The 13,534-nt window shown below is 67.1% G+C and carries 13 protein-coding genes; 8 read left to right on the forward strand and 5 right to left on the reverse strand.

Annotated features, from left to right (window positions below):
• Positions 1 to 114 precede the first annotated feature (114 nt).
• The gene (locus ABZ803_RS06205; RefSeq protein ID WP_357033604.1) at positions 115 to 600 is read right to left on the reverse strand and encodes a PH domain-containing protein; all 486 of its coding nucleotides are present in this window, start codon (positions 598 to 600) and stop codon (positions 115 to 117) included.
• A 427-nt stretch (positions 601 to 1,027) separates the two neighbouring features.
• Between ABZ803_RS06205 and ABZ803_RS06210 the strand changes: the two genes are divergently transcribed.
• From ABZ803_RS06210 to ABZ803_RS06235, 6 genes are all read left to right on the forward strand, one after another.
• Entirely contained in the window at positions 1,028 to 2,962 is a 1,935-nt protein-coding gene (locus ABZ803_RS06210; RefSeq protein WP_357033606.1) for an acetolactate synthase large subunit, read from the forward strand.
• Positions 2,959 to 3,462, forward strand: coding sequence for an acetolactate synthase small subunit (ilvN, locus tag ABZ803_RS06215; protein WP_039799659.1), 504 nt, complete (start codon positions 2,959 to 2,961; stop codon positions 3,460 to 3,462). Before ABZ803_RS06210 ends, ilvN begins: the two co-directional genes overlap by 4 nt.
• A gap of 229 nt (positions 3,463 to 3,691) precedes the next feature.
• Positions 3,692 to 4,693, forward strand: coding sequence for a ketol-acid reductoisomerase (gene ilvC / locus ABZ803_RS06220; RefSeq protein ID WP_174550026.1), 1,002 nt, complete (start codon positions 3,692 to 3,694; stop codon positions 4,691 to 4,693).
• A gap of 297 nt (positions 4,694 to 4,990) precedes the next feature.
• Positions 4,991 to 6,040 (forward strand): acyl-CoA thioesterase, encoded by a 1,050-nt coding sequence (locus tag ABZ803_RS06225; protein WP_357033608.1) that lies wholly within the window; start codon positions 4,991 to 4,993, stop codon positions 6,038 to 6,040.
• Positions 6,041 to 6,061: 21 nt separating this feature from the next.
• Positions 6,062 to 6,952, forward strand: coding sequence for a MoxR family ATPase (locus ABZ803_RS06230; protein ID WP_357033610.1), 891 nt, complete (start codon positions 6,062 to 6,064; stop codon positions 6,950 to 6,952).
• 262 nt (positions 6,953 to 7,214) lie between these two features.
• Positions 7,215 to 8,639, forward strand: coding sequence for a VWA domain-containing protein (locus ABZ803_RS06235; protein WP_357033611.1), 1,425 nt, complete (start codon positions 7,215 to 7,217; stop codon positions 8,637 to 8,639).
• Between the two features lie 21 nt (positions 8,640 to 8,660).
• Here ABZ803_RS06235 and ABZ803_RS06240 read toward each other — a convergent pair whose 3' ends face one another.
• A complete protein-coding gene (locus ABZ803_RS06240) occupies positions 8,661 to 9,269 on the reverse strand; it encodes a TetR/AcrR family transcriptional regulator (protein WP_357033613.1) in 609 nt (202 codons plus the stop codon).
• A 30-nt stretch (positions 9,270 to 9,299) separates the two neighbouring features.
• Between ABZ803_RS06240 and ABZ803_RS06245 the strand changes: the two genes are divergently transcribed.
• On the forward strand, positions 9,300 to 9,650 hold the full coding sequence (locus tag ABZ803_RS06245) for a DUF6463 family protein (protein ID WP_357033615.1): 351 nt from the start codon (positions 9,300 to 9,302) through the stop codon (positions 9,648 to 9,650).
• 89 nt (positions 9,651 to 9,739) lie between these two features.
• Here ABZ803_RS06245 and ABZ803_RS06250 read toward each other — a convergent pair whose 3' ends face one another.
• The 3 genes from ABZ803_RS06250 to ABZ803_RS06260 form a co-directional block, all read right to left on the reverse strand.
• The gene (locus tag ABZ803_RS06250; protein ID WP_357033617.1) at positions 9,740 to 10,096 is read right to left on the reverse strand and encodes a hypothetical protein; all 357 of its coding nucleotides are present in this window, start codon (positions 10,094 to 10,096) and stop codon (positions 9,740 to 9,742) included.
• A 557-nt stretch (positions 10,097 to 10,653) separates the two neighbouring features.
• A complete protein-coding gene (locus ABZ803_RS06255; RefSeq protein WP_357033619.1) occupies positions 10,654 to 11,265 on the reverse strand; it encodes a GNAT family N-acetyltransferase in 612 nt (203 codons plus the stop codon).
• Positions 11,262 to 12,599 (reverse strand): helix-turn-helix domain-containing protein, encoded by a 1,338-nt coding sequence (locus ABZ803_RS06260; RefSeq protein WP_357033621.1) that lies wholly within the window; start codon positions 12,597 to 12,599, stop codon positions 11,262 to 11,264. The genes ABZ803_RS06255 and ABZ803_RS06260 overlap by 4 nt, the downstream gene beginning before the upstream one ends.
• 150 nt (positions 12,600 to 12,749) lie before the next feature.
• Between ABZ803_RS06260 and ABZ803_RS06265 the strand changes: the two genes are divergently transcribed.
• Positions 12,750 to 13,280 carry a DNA-directed RNA polymerase subunit beta gene (locus tag ABZ803_RS06265; protein ID WP_357033623.1) on the forward strand — a complete coding sequence of 177 codons (531 nt, stop codon included), beginning with the start codon at positions 12,750 to 12,752 and terminating at the stop codon, positions 13,278 to 13,280.
• The last annotated feature ends 254 nt before the right edge of the window (positions 13,281 to 13,534 follow it).

Here is a 13,534-nt window from a genome sequence, read left to right on the forward strand (position 1 = left end):
GACGAGAAGGAGGATCACTGCTCCGGAGAAATCATCCCATCACTCGGCCGCAACAACCTAACCGCGGTGGATGTTCCGCGCATCGCTCGAGCCGGTCGGGGACACGACCGACTTCTAGCGCGTGTCTTCGCCGGTGGCGTCCTCGCCGGACTTCGCGACCCCGTCGGTCGGCGCGCTGTCCTCGCCGCTCGGGCCCGCGTCGTGCCCGGTCGTCTCGGTGCGGGACTCTTCGGCCGCGGGCTCCGCGAACGGGTCCGGAATCCGTCCGCCGGAGAACGCCGCCAGATCGCGCAGCCGGTCATAGCTCACCGCGGGCAACTTCACCTCGGTGCCATCGGTCAGGTCGGCGCGCACGTATCCGCGCTTGGGGATCCGCACACCCTTCACCTGCGCCCAGTCGAGATGGCGCGATCCGAACAGCGTCCGCAGCTCCAGCCCCGCGTCCGAGACGGCGGTCTGCGTCCGCAGCACCCACGCCAGCACGGCGACCGGGACGAGCAGCAGCCACCACAGTCCGGCGGGCCAGCCGACGAACGGGAAGAACACGCACATCAGCAGGATGAACACGCCCAGGAAGGCCAGCCGTGGGATGCGGATCACACGGGCGTCTGAGGCGCTACCCGTATCCGTCGCCGCCGCGGGCGTGTGGGACGATTCAGAAGGTGGCACGGACTGATGCGGTGATGACACACCACCATCCTCGCATCCTGGTGAACGGACACAAGCAACCGCACTGTCCCACATAATGGGACGCACGGGGTCATCTGTTTGACTCTTCGGTTCACACCCGCTTAACGTCGTGCGCGTGAATCGAAACGAGTTGCTCGTAATCGGCCGGCGCGTCCAGCGTTGAGCCTGACACACTGAGTCGAATACGTCAGCTCGCGTTGCGACGCGCCACCCTCGATCAGCCCTGTGCTGTCGGGGGCTTTTTTATGTTCGGACTAACCTCCAGCATGGCGAAGCGCAAGACACCGCTGGCACAAAAATCCGGGGTCAGAACGACAACCAGTAAGGAACGAAGACGGTGAGCGCACCTACCGCACGGCCCGGGCCTTCCGCCCGTAGGCCAGCGCCTTCGGCGAATCAGCAGGCCACGCCCGCTGCCAACGCGATCTCCGCGGCCAACCGCCGTCCGGTCCCGCCCGAGCGGGTCACCGGCGCGCAGTCGGTCGTCCGGTCGCTCGAGGAGCTGGGCGTCGACACCGTATTCGGCATTCCGGGTGGCGCGATTCTCCCGGTGTACGACCCGCTGTTCGATTCCACCAAGGTGCGCCACGTCCTGGTCCGGCACGAGCAGGGCGCGGGTCACGCGGCCACCGGTTACGCGCAGGCGACCGGCAAGGTCGGTGTGTGTATGGCCACATCCGGCCCCGGCGCCACCAACCTGGTGACCCCGATCGCCGACGCGCAGATGGACTCGGTCCCGATCGTGGCCATCACCGGCCAGGTCGGCCGGAGCCTGATCGGCACCGACGCGTTCCAGGAAGCCGACATCTCCGGCATCACCATGCCGATCACCAAGCACAACTTCCTGATCACCGACGGCATCGACATCCCGCGGATCATCGCCGAGGCGTTCTACCTCGCCGCGTCCGGCCGCCCGGGCGCCGTGCTCGTCGACATCCCCAAGGACGTGTTGCAGGCGCAGACCACCTTCAGCTGGCCGCCGGAGATGCGGCTGCCCGGCTACCGTCCGGTCACCAAGCCGCACGGCAAGCAGGTGCGCGAGGCCGCGCGGATGATCATGGAGGCCAAGGCCCCCGTGCTCTACGTCGGCGGCGGTGTGATCAAGGCCGACGCCTCGGCCGAGCTGCTGCAGCTGGCCGAGCTGACCGGCATCCCCGTGGTCACCACGCTGATGGCGCGCGGCGCGTTCCCCGACAGCCACACACTGAACATGGGCATGCCCGGCATGCACGGCACCGTGGGCGCCGTCGCCGCGTTGCAGCGCTCGGACCTGCTGATCACCCTCGGCGCGCGGTTCGACGACCGCGTCACCGGCCAGCTGGACTCCTTCGCGCCGGGCGCCAAGGTCATCCACGCCGACATCGACCCGGCCGAGATCGGCAAGAACCGGCACGCCGACGTCCCGATCGTGGGCGACTGCCGCGAGGTGATCGTCGAGCTCATCGAGACGCTGAAGGCGGATCCGGCCGCGGGTGACGCTCTGCCGCTGGCGCTGACCGACTGGTGGACCTACCTCGGCGGCGTGCGCGACTCCTACCCGCTGGGCTGGACCCCGCCCGCCGACGGGTCGCTGTCGCCGGAGTTCGTCATCGAGGCGCTCGGCCGGCTGGCCGGACCCGACGCGATCTACTGCGCGGGCGTCGGCCAGCACCAGATGTGGGCCGCCCAGTTCATCAAGTACGAGAAGCCGCGCACCTGGCTGAACTCCGGTGGCCTCGGCACCATGGGCTACGCCGTCCCGGCGGCCATGGGCGCCAAGATGGGCGCGCCGGACAAAGAGGTGTGGGCGGTCGACGGTGACGGCTGCTTCCAGATGACCAACCAGGAGCTGGCCACCTGCGCCGTCGAGGGCGTCCCGATCAAGGTCGCGCTGATCAACAACGGCAACCTCGGCATGGTGCGCCAGTGGCAGACGCTCTTCTACCAGGAGCGCTACTCCAACACCGACCTGGGCACGCACTCACTGCGCATCCCCGACTTCGTGAAGCTCGCCGAAGCCCTCGGCTGCCACGGCATCCGGGTGGAGCGCGAGGAGGACGTGGAAGCCGCCATCCGCGAGGCGCAGTCCATCACCGACCGCCCCGTGGTGATCGACTTCATCGTCGGCAAGGACGCGCAGGTGTGGCCGATGGTCGCGGCGGGCACCAGCAACGACGAGATCATGGCCGCGCGCGGCATCCGCCCGCTGTTCGACGAGGACGAGCAGGCCGCCGAGCCGGCGGTCATCCACGCGGCGATGTCGCAGGAACAGAACAGGGTGAACAACGGATGAGTACCACGCATACCCTCAGCGTTCTCGTCGAGGACAAACCGGGCGTGCTGGCCAGGGTCGCGGCGCTGTTCTCCCGCCGCGGCTTCAATATCGAATCCCTGGCGGTCGGCGGCACCGAACTGCCCGAGATCTCGCGCATGACCATCGTGGTCACCGTCGAGGACCTGCCGCTCGAGCAGGTCACCAAGCAGCTCAACAAGCTGGTGAACGTCATCAAGATCGTGGAGCAGGACTCCGACAGCTCGGTGGCCCGCGAACTGATCCTGGTGAAGGTGCGCGCCGACGCCAGTGTGCGGACCCAGGTGATCGAGGCGGTCGGGCTGTTCCGCGCGAAGGTCATCGACGTGTCGCCGGACGCGCTCACCGTCGAGGCGACCGGAACCCGGTCCAAGCTCGACGCGCTGCTGCGGATGCTCGAACCGTATGGCATCCGGGAGATCGTGCAGTCCGGTGTCGTCGCGGTGGGACGTGGACCGAAGTCCATCACCGCCACTCGATGAGGTAGCGAGCGGCACACCGATGGGGCCGACCGGCCGAAGGCGGCCACGCGCTAGTCTTTCTGCGATCGACGGTTGGCGTGCCGCCCTCCCCGCCTACGCGGGAATGATCCCCTCCCGCTGCTGCGGGGGTTGATCCGATCCAGAACAACGAAAATCAACACCGGCGCAAGCACGGTGTGCCCCGCCTCGCGCGGGGATGATCCCGGAAGGAACCACAGTGGCAGTCGAGATGTTCTACGACGACGATGCCGACCTGTCGATCATCCAGGGCCGCAAGGTCGCTGTCATCGGCTACGGCAGCCAGGGTCACGCGCACTCGCTGAGCCTGCGCGACTCGGGCGTCGAGGTCCGCGTCGGTCTGGCCGAGGGTTCGAAGTCGCGTCCGAAGGCCGAGGAGGCCGGCCTGACCGTCGGCACGCCCGCGGAGGTCTCGGAGTGGGCGGACCTCATCATGGTGCTGGCGCCGGACACCGCGCAGGCGTCGATCTTCACCAATGACATCGAGCCGAACCTGAAGGACGGCGACGCGCTGTTCTTCGGCCACGGCCTCAACATCCACTTCGGCCTGATCAAGCCGCCCGCCAACGTCACCATCGGCATGGTGGCGCCGAAGGGCCCCGGTCACCTGGTGCGTCGTCAGTTCGTCGACGGCAAGGGCGTTCCGGCTCTGATCGCGATCGACCAGGACCCGAAGGGCGAGGGCCAGGCGCTGGCGCTGTCCTACGCCAAGGGAATCGGCGGCACCCGCGCGGGCGTCATCAAGACCACCTTCAAGGAAGAGACCGAGACCGACCTGTTCGGTGAGCAGGCCGTGCTGTGCGGTGGCACCGAGGAACTGGTCAAGACCGGTTTCGAGGTCATGGTCGAGGCCGGTTACGCGCCGGAGATGGCCTACTTCGAGGTGCTGCACGAGCTGAAGCTGATCGTCGACCTGATGTACGAGGGCGGCATCGCGCGGATGAACTACTCGGTCTCCGACACCGCCGAGTTCGGTGGTTACCTGTCGGGCCCGCGGGTCATCGACGCCGACACCAAGAAGCGCATGCAGGACATCCTCAAGGACATCCAGGACGGCAGCTTCGTCAAGCGTCTGGTCGCCAACGTCGAGGGCGGCAACAAGGAGCTCGAGGCGCTGCGCAAGCAGAACGCCGAGCACCCCATCGAGGTCACCGGCGCCAAGCTGCGCGGCCTGATGAGCTGGGTCGATCGTCCGATCACCGAAACCGCCTGACACATCTCCTGATTCACGGGTGGCCCGCTCCGGATTCCGGAGCGGGCCACCCGCGTCTTCACGGCTTCCCAACTGCTGCCGAACATCTCCCGTTGCGGGTCTGCCCACGGCCTACCCCCGCGACACCCCCATTCGCGTTGCTCATCGATCGCCGAAGACCATTCGCGGGTCGGCCGATGCGGCCGTTTCGCATGGCTGGTGATTCGTTACTCGCTCGTACCGATGTCGGGGCCTAAGGTTCTCCCGGACAACGAGGTCAGGTAGCCGAAGATTCTCTGACCGAACGGATGGTGAGCCTTGCCCAACCCGACCGATACCGACCCTCGCGCGACCGTCTCGCATCCGGCCTCGGCCGGTCGGCGTCCCGAGGCGATCCACCGCTTCCTCGTTCAACCCGCCGACGCGGGCATCGTGGGGGCGGTCGACGGCGGCAAGCTCCTCGAGTGGATCGACAAGGTCGCCTACGCGGCGGCGGCCCAGTGGAGCGGTCGATACTGCGTCACCGCCTACGTCGGGAACATCCATCTCGACCGGCCCATCGCGGTCGGTGAGCTGGTCGAATTGCATGCCAATCTGGTCCACACCGGCCGCACCAGCATGCACATCCTCGTCACGGTCTATTCGACCGATCCCACCCGGGTGAAGCCGGTGCAGTCGGCGCAATGCCTGACGATCTTCGTCGCGGTGGACGACGATCGGCGCACCGTCGAAGTCCCGCAATGGAATCCGACAACGCTGCTCGAATCGCAGCGGCACCGGCAGGCCCGCGCCCGCGTCTCGGTGCGCAAGCACATCGAGGAGGCGATGGCCGCGCAGCGCTACACCTCCGCGGGCACCGCGCCGAGCGCCACGCTGCGTTTCCTCGCCGCGCCCTCGGACATCAACTGGGGCGGCAAGGTGCACGGCGGCCGGACCATGCGGTGGATCGACGAGGCCGCGTACGTGTGCGGCGCGGACTGGGCCGGGCAGCGCGTCCTCACCTCCTACTTCGGCGGGATCCGCTTCTATCGGCCGATCGTGATCGGCCACGTCGTCGAGGTCACCGCGCGACTGATCCACACCGGTCCGCGCAGCATGCACGTCAGCGTGCACGTCACCTCCACCGACACCCATTCCGACGAACCCGCGCTGGCGGCGCACGGCCTCGCCGTGGTCGTCGCGATCGACGACGACGGAAAGGCGCGAGCCGTGCGGCAGTGGGAGCCGGTCTCCGAGGAGGATCGGGCGCTCGACGCGCACGCCCGGCACCTGATCGAGCTGCGGTCGCTGGTCGAACCGTTCACCACGGCAGGCGCCGTGCCGTCCGACGCCGAGCCCAGTCATTTCCGGATACCGACACCGAGCTGACCCCGGCTAGACTAGTTACCGATGAGTAAGTTCTTCGCGTCGGTGGACGAGGTGACCGAGCGCCTGACCGAGGCCGGGTATCTCCCGTCTCTCGATATCGCCACCGCCGTGTTCCTCGCAGGCCACCTCGGCAAGCCCCTGCTGGTCGAGGGTCCGGCGGGCGTCGGCAAGACCGAGCTGGCCAAGGCCGTCGCCACCGCGACCACCTCCGACCTGGTGCGCTTGCAGTGCTACGAGGGCATCGACGAGGCCCGCGCGCTCTACGAGTGGAATCACGCCAAGCAACTGCTCCGCATCACCGCCGCGGACGACGAAGGCTGGGACAGCACCCGCGACCACGTCTTCACCGAAGAGTTCCTCCTCGCCCGCCCGTTGCTGGCCGCCATCCGCAACCCGCGTCCGACGGTGCTGCTCATCGACGAACTCGACAAGGCCGACGTCGAGCTGGAAGGGCTGCTGCTGGAGGTGCTCGGCGACTACCAGGTCAGCATCCCCGAACTCGGCACCGTCACCGCGGTGCGCAAGCCGTTCGTCATCGTGACGTCCAACGCGCACCGTGAGCTGTCCGAAGCGCTCAAGCGGCGCTGCCTCTATCTGCACATCGATTACCCGACGGCGGAGCTGGAACGGGCGATCGTGCGGATGCGGGTTCCGGAGCTGGACGAGGCGCTGGGGGAGCCGGTGGTCCGCGTGGTCGGCGCGTTGCGTCAGCTCTCGTTGCGGAAGGCGCCTTCTATCGCCGAGACCGTCGACTGGGCGAAGACATTGGTCGCGCTCGGTGCGCGGAACCTCAGCGGAAGCGTCGTCCGGTCGACGCTGGGAGTGCTGTTGAAATATGAATCCGACCACCGCCTAGCGGTAAAGCGGCTCGGACTCGATCCGGATGCCGAGCAAGGGGGGTCGGCGAGATGAAGTTCGGACTCGGTCAACTCCCTTCGTGCCCACCACCGGGCCGTGCGGCAGGTTCGGCCTGCCCTCCAGCGGATGCCGCAGCGCCGCCGCGCAATCCGGCCTCGCATGCGCCCACCGGCTGCTCCGGTGTTGCGAAGCCTCTGCCGGGCAGCACCGTCAGGCCTACGCACCCTCGCACGCCGTCGCTTCTGGCATCCGCCATTCGACTGCCGTTCGGGCCGGTCACCGTGCCGACTGCGAGGCGGAGCTACCGGAGTCGGGCATGAGCCTCGCTGAAGACCGCGCCGGTGAGGCGGGGCGCGACCTCTCCGGTTCGCTGACCGATCGGCTCGTCGAATTCGTCGGCCTGCTCCGCGATCACGGCATCAACGCGGGGCCGAGCGAGACCATCGATGCGGCTGAGGCGATGCTTGCCCTCGGTATCGAGGATCGCGCTCGCCTGCGCTCCGGCATGGCCGCCTGCCTGCTGCGGCGCAATGGTCAACGCGCCGTGTTCGATCAACTCTTCGACCTCTATTTCTCGACCGCTCGGCAGCCACAGCCTGTTGATCCGTCGACGCCCGAATCCATCGAAGCCCTGCGTGATCGCCTCGCCTCGGCACTGGCACAGGACGATTCGGAGTCGGTCGCCGAGCTGGCCCGTCAAGCGCTGACCGAACTCGGCGCCTACGGCGGGGCGGGAACCGGGCAGTCCTCCGCGCCGGTCACCACCGCATCCGGCGCGGGCTGGTCCTCCTACCTGACCATGAAAGCCCTACGCGCGGAAGACCTCATCGATCGCATCGTCGCGGGCATGAACGGCTCCTCCCAACTCGACACGACCGTTCACACCATCGAAGCCAATCGCCGCCTCGCCGCCTTCCGCACCGCCGTCCAGACCGAGGCCCGGCTGCGTTCGGCGCAACTGCGCGGCACCGAATACATCGCCCGCCGCGGCGTCGAATCCAGCACCGACCAGATCGATTTCCTCGGCGCCCGCGAACAAGACCTGGCCGAAATGCGCCGCCTCGTGCACCCTTTGGCTCGCAAACTCGCCACCCGACTGGCCGTCCGCCGCCGCAAAGCCGTTCGCGGCCGAATCGATCTCCGCCGCACCCTGCGCCGCTCCATGTCCACCGGCGGCGTCCCCATCGACCCGGTCCTGCGCGCCCGCAAACACGGCCGCCCCGACCTGGTCGTCCTCGCCGACATCTCCGGCTCGGTCACAGGCTTCGCCGAATTCACGTTGCAGCTGATCCAGGCCCTGCAAGACCAGTTCAGCAGGGTCCGCAGCTTCGGCTTCGTCGACACCTGCGACGAGATCACCCACTTCTTCACCCCCGGCGAACCACCGACCCCCGGCACCGCCGCCCGAATCGTTCGCTCCACCAAGGTCGCCCGCTTCGGCAGCTCCAATTACGGCGAAGCGTTCCAAGGATTTCTCGACAACTACGCCGACGCCCTCGGGCCGCGCACCTCCGTACTCATCCTCGGTGACGGGCGAACCAACCGCACGGACCCGAATCTCGCTGCGGTGCAAACCATTGTCGACCGCGCGAAACACACCTACTGGCTGAATCCGGAGCCGTCGCGGTCCTGGTCGACGGGGGATTCCGCCGCCCACGTGTACGCGGACTGTGTGACGATGCACGAGTGCCGGAACGTCAAGCAGCTGGCCGAGGTCATCGCGCGGCTGCTGCCTGCGTGACTCGGCCGCCGGAATGGTGCCTCAGCGGGATGCCCGCTCACTGCCCGCAGGGCGCAACTTGTGGACCACGGCGGCCGTCGCGGTGGCGATGACGTCATCGACCCAGTCCGGAATGGGCGCCGCGCCCGCGATGTACTCGCGAACGAGCCCGTAGGGAATAGCCTTGACGGCAGCCACCGCGATCGCCATGCGATGCTCGTCGGCTTCGCCGAACTCCGTCGCGACGGCGGCGCGTAGCGCGTCGTTCATGCGGTCGTTGACCGCGGCGATGTCGGCGCGCAACTCGGCAGAGCCCACCTGGAGCAGTTCCTCACGCCGGAACATCTTCATCGCACGAGCTTCGGTGGGATGTGCACGGCAGTATCGCGGCAGGTGCATCGCGGCGGCGAGCAGCGGGTCGGCTCCCGACAGCGCGGCGACGAATCCGGTGTGGAAGCGCTGGATCGAGCGCAGCCACAGTCGTGCGAGCAATTCTTCGCGGGAGGCGAAGCGCACGTAGATCGATCCGGTGTGGACGCCGGAGGCAGCGGTGATCGCGGCGATGGTCGGCCTGGTCGTCGCCGGATCGGCGAGCAAGTCGCGCGCGGCATCCAGGATCTGGTCATCGGTGAATCGCCGGGGTCTTGCCATAGGGGAGAGCCTAGGGCAATGTTTAGGAATATGGATTCAAAAACTCCGTTCCCGGTGACGGGCAGCCTGCTCGCGTTCATCGGGTCGGCGCATACCGCACTCGGCGTCGTCATCTGGGCGACCGGCCGAGAGCAGACCGAACTCGCCTTCTGGTTCACCGCGTTCGGAGTCGCCGCCGTCGGCTTCGGTATCGCCGTGATCGAGACGGAGCGAACGCGCGGCTACGTTCCAGCGCCGATCCTCGCCGCGATCGCTGTGCTCACCGCGTTCGGCCTCGCATTCGAGCCGGTCTCCGGGTTTCTCACCGTCCTGCTGCCGCTGGCCATCGGCCTCCGCGGATGGTTACGCCATCGCCGCATCGCCGCGGTTCCGGCAGGGTAGTACGGCCACGCGTCACCGGAGGTGAGCCGACTCTGTATCCGCCGCAGCGAGCCCGACCGAAATCGCTGTCGCGATCGGCTACAGGTCGACTACGAGCCGACGCCGCCGATGTCGGGTCGACCCCGGCCGAGCACGCCGCGCTGGATTGTGCCGCCCGTGGTCGGAACGCCTCGGTCGTGGACTTCGGTTCCGCTCGGGCGCAGGAAGGTCCCGGCGGCGAGGGCCACCGCGGCGCCGACCGCGGGGTATATGAGGGCATCGGCGTGCCGGTACCAGAAGGTGGCGTAGCGGCTGTCGGTGGTGTCGCACAGGTCATCGATCGACCGGGTATTCGTTGTCTGGTCGACACAGATCCCGACGTAGATCGGTTGCGCGGTGTCGGTGGTCGGCGTGGTCGAGGGGATCCGAGAAGTGGTCGTCACCGGTGGGGTAGTCGTGGTGGTCACCGGCGGAGTTGTGCGAACCGGAGGCTTCGAGGTGGTGGTATAGACCGTGGTGACGATCGGGCGAGGAGCGGCGGCGCCACCAGCCCCGCACCCACTCGACACCAGCGTCATGGCCACCAAAGCGGGCAGTGTGTACGAGACACGGCGCGACGCCATGACCCGCTTCTGCCGACGACCGCAGCCCGATGTGCCGCTCATGCATCCCCTCCCAGGTCCATACGAACCACTGTCACGAACCGCCCGATGCTAGCAACGCGCCAGCGCGCGCACCGTCGATCCACGGTTCGTGAAATGCCGATTGCCAGAATGTTTTTCCCCCTCGAGCCCCGGATTCGTTCCAATATCGACGTACGCGCTTAACCACCGGGAGAACTCATCGACGCGGAGCGCGTGATGATGCGCGCGTGCCGGAACGCTACGCAGTTGACCGAGGTCACCGCGCGGTTGTGGCCGACGTAGAGCCGCAGAAACTTCGCACGGTAATTCGCAAATTCGTCCGGCCGGTCTTCACTGCCACCCGCGCCCATGCGGTCAGACGGCGCACTCTTTGTCGGCGATCAGTCGGTTGCTTCCCGTCGACCTCGCTCGAGACCACGCATCAGAACATCGAATCGCGGGGCTTCCGGCCAGCTCGGTCGCAAAGTGCCGACGCGGTACCACCCCCACCGGCGATAGTTGTCATATGCCCGATGATTATCCGGGCGGACCAGCAGTGTCGCGCGCTGCTCGGGCCGACCCGCGAGCAATTCGTCGTGCAGGGCCCGCGCGATACCCCTCCCGGTGAACTGCTTGCGCACCATGATCTCGCTGAAGGCGAATGTGCGCGAACCGTTCTCGGCGGTGAACGCCGCGTGGTCGCCTTCGTCGAGCCGCAACCCGTCCCACCACGCGGTCTCGGCGGTGAGCGGCCAACCCCACGCCTGCCCGCAGAGTTCGCCGTCGAGCCGAGCGATCACCAACTCGAACGCGCCGGCGCGGGAGGGGTCGGTGTAGGCATCGAACCGGCGCATGAACGCCTCGGGCGACTCGAATTCCTCACCGGACTCGATCGCATCGACGTAGGAGTCTCGGAAGATAAGCTCGACTTCGTCGCGGAGGTCGCGAGCCTGTGCGGCGGTGTAGTGCTGAAAGTCGATGCCCTCTATCGAGCCGGACTGCCCAGGACTCACGCGGTAGCCGCCCGTCTTGCCAGTTCATCGAATCGGGTCGTGAACTCTTCGGATCGGCCTTCGGCGGCGGCGCGCACCGATTCGAGCCTCCGCAGTATGCGAGTAGAGGACACCGATCCTTCCAGGTCTGCAAGGACCGATAATCCCTGATCGACCGCAGCATCGACGTCGCCGACCTTCGCCAGCGCCGTGGCCGATCCTGCACGATAACCTGCGGAATTGCGGGCTCCAGCATGTTCCAGAGCTAGGCCGGCATACAGATCAGCTGACTTTGCTTGATCGCCCAAACGTCCGTGGGCTCGAGCTTCGTGGTACCTGATTTCGGTGGCGCTGACGAAGCGCAGCCATGGCGGGCAATCATCGAGTGACTCGTGGTCCACCGCAAAGTCGAATTCCCGCCATGCGGTCGCAATAGCTTTCCGGTACGCGGCCCGATCGCCGAGTACTCCGTATGCCTGCGCCTCGCGGGTGGCGATGAGCGCATGGATACGGCTAGGGCCGTGGGCGTGGCCGCGTGCGAGTTGTCGAGCGCGGCCGGCGAGGTTCAGCGCGCGATGTGGGTTCGGCTCCTCGTTGCGTACGCGTGAGACCGCGAGCAATGCGGCGTTCATGCACACATGCACGGTGAGCGGGTCGTCACCTGCCTGGTTCGCCAAGCTGAAAGCGTCGGCGTAGCAGCGGCGAGCGAGTGGGTACAGGTCGGAGTCGTAGGCGAGCCATCCGGCGATCGTCGCGAGATCCCCAGTGGCCCTCATGAATGCGCGGCCCGCCTCTTCGGAGAATGCGCATGTGTCGAGCAGGTGCTTCGCAGTTCCGAGGGCTTGAACGGCGGATTCGACAAGCGAAACACCGCCGATGTGTTGTTCGCGGCATTCGAGGTAGGCAACGAACTCGTTGAGCCTCCGCGCGTCGGCGATGCCGATAAGGGTGGGGCCGGTGTCGCCGCCTGCCGTCAGGACGAAGGCCCCCGCTAGCATTCCGAATTCGCGTCGCTTCACATCAACCTCGACTTCCGCCGCGCTATGTTGGTCGCCCACAACCAGGCTATCCCTCGCCGCTTCGGCGGGTTGGCGAGCCAGCGACATCGCAGCCTCGCGCACCTCGTCGATCTCTGCGCGGAAGCGGGCACGCTGTTCGTCGGTGAGTCTGGCGAGTTCGGTGTCCAACGCCTCCGCAGACTCGTTGCGCACCGGTTTTCCCGGTGTGGCGCGCTCCCATTTGCGAATTGTCGCGACCTGGAAGCCGATTCGTTCTGCAAACTGTTCCTGTGTCAGCCGGAGGGCTGCCAAGCGCAGCGCCTTGACCTCTACCTTCGTCCATCTGCTGACAATCATCCGCACCCCCTGATCAACCCTGCAATGCATGGCGGCGCAAGCGTATTACTTCTATGCGAGTCCTGTGTCTGGGATCGCGCACCCGGCCCGGCGAAGCTGGATGAGGCCCCGCCGCCGGGTTGAGATCGAATCTTCACGGAGTCCCCGGCGGTGGGCGCCCACCACGTTGATCAGGCGGAGGGGACCCAAATGAGTTCATCGAACGACACAGGGGATACACCGTTGTCGGTGTGCCACTTCTATCGCAAGGTCTGTGATCTGCCCGCGGTGGTCGACCCGCCGCATATGGGACGGATCGTGATCCGCACCGGTGTCGTGTGCGGGTTGATGATGCCTGCCTTCATCGGTTCTGAGGTGAAAGCGCGACTGGGGAGTCTGGGGCAGGAGGCGGGGCCGATTCTGACGCACCCGCGCTCGCAACGCTGGGCATTCCTCACACGTACCGACTACCCGGACGACATCGGTTTGTATGCGGAGATGTCGCGGGTGCAGGTCTCCATCATCCGGGGCGGAGGGCTCATCGCCTTGCCCGGCCCAGGACAGCGACGAGGTCTGTTCCGCGCGTGGGTGCAGCCGCCACGCAACTCGTTCCGGCCGTCCGGCCGCGTCGTGATCGATGCGATTCGGGGATGCGTCGTGCAGCACACGAGCAAGCGAAGGGGACTGGTGAACTATGTCTGATGGCGCGCACGGCTGCGGCCCGGAATGCGAGCCGTGGATCACCGCAACGCACTGCGGTCTGACGAAAGTCGATCATGCGACCGGTGAACTGCTGGCGGTCCGCTGCCCATCGAAGTTCTGCTGTGATCTCGTTGTGCCGCTCGTAGCGGGCCGGATCGCGCCACATGCCGCCCCAGCCGGATCGGCTCGCGGTCGCTGCCCATGGATCGGCACCCGGGTGGTCGATGACTGCCCCCGTCCGGTGGCGAACTCGC

The sequence above is a fragment of the Nocardia sp. NPDC047648 genome (assembly GCF_040642815.1).
GTDB lineage: Bacteria > Actinomycetota > Actinomycetes > Mycobacteriales > Mycobacteriaceae > Nocardia > Nocardia gamkensis.

What these genes read in the sequence shown, in the direction of transcription:
- ilvN (WP_039799659.1), top strand. Translation starts at nt 2,959, where the DNA reads ATGAGTACCACGCATACCCTCAGCGTTCTCGTCGAGGACAAACCGGGC.
- ilvC (WP_174550026.1), top strand. Translation starts at nt 3,692, where the DNA reads ATGTTCTACGACGACGATGCCGACCTGTCGATCATCCAGGGCCGCAAG.
- ABZ803_RS06230 (WP_357033610.1), top strand. Translation starts at nt 6,062, where the DNA reads ATGAGTAAGTTCTTCGCGTCGGTGGACGAGGTGACCGAGCGCCTGACC.
- ABZ803_RS06235 (WP_357033611.1), top strand. Translation starts at nt 7,215, where the DNA reads ATGAGCCTCGCTGAAGACCGCGCCGGTGAGGCGGGGCGCGACCTCTCC.
- ABZ803_RS06240 (WP_357033613.1), bottom strand. Translation starts at nt 9,269, where the DNA reads ATGGCAAGACCCCGGCGATTCACCGATGACCAGATCCTGGATGCCGCG.
- ABZ803_RS06245 (WP_357033615.1), top strand. Translation starts at nt 9,300, where the DNA reads ATGGATTCAAAAACTCCGTTCCCGGTGACGGGCAGCCTGCTCGCGTTC.
- ABZ803_RS06260 (WP_357033621.1), bottom strand. Translation starts at nt 12,599, where the DNA reads ATGATTGTCAGCAGATGGACGAAGGTAGAGGTCAAGGCGCTGCGCTTG.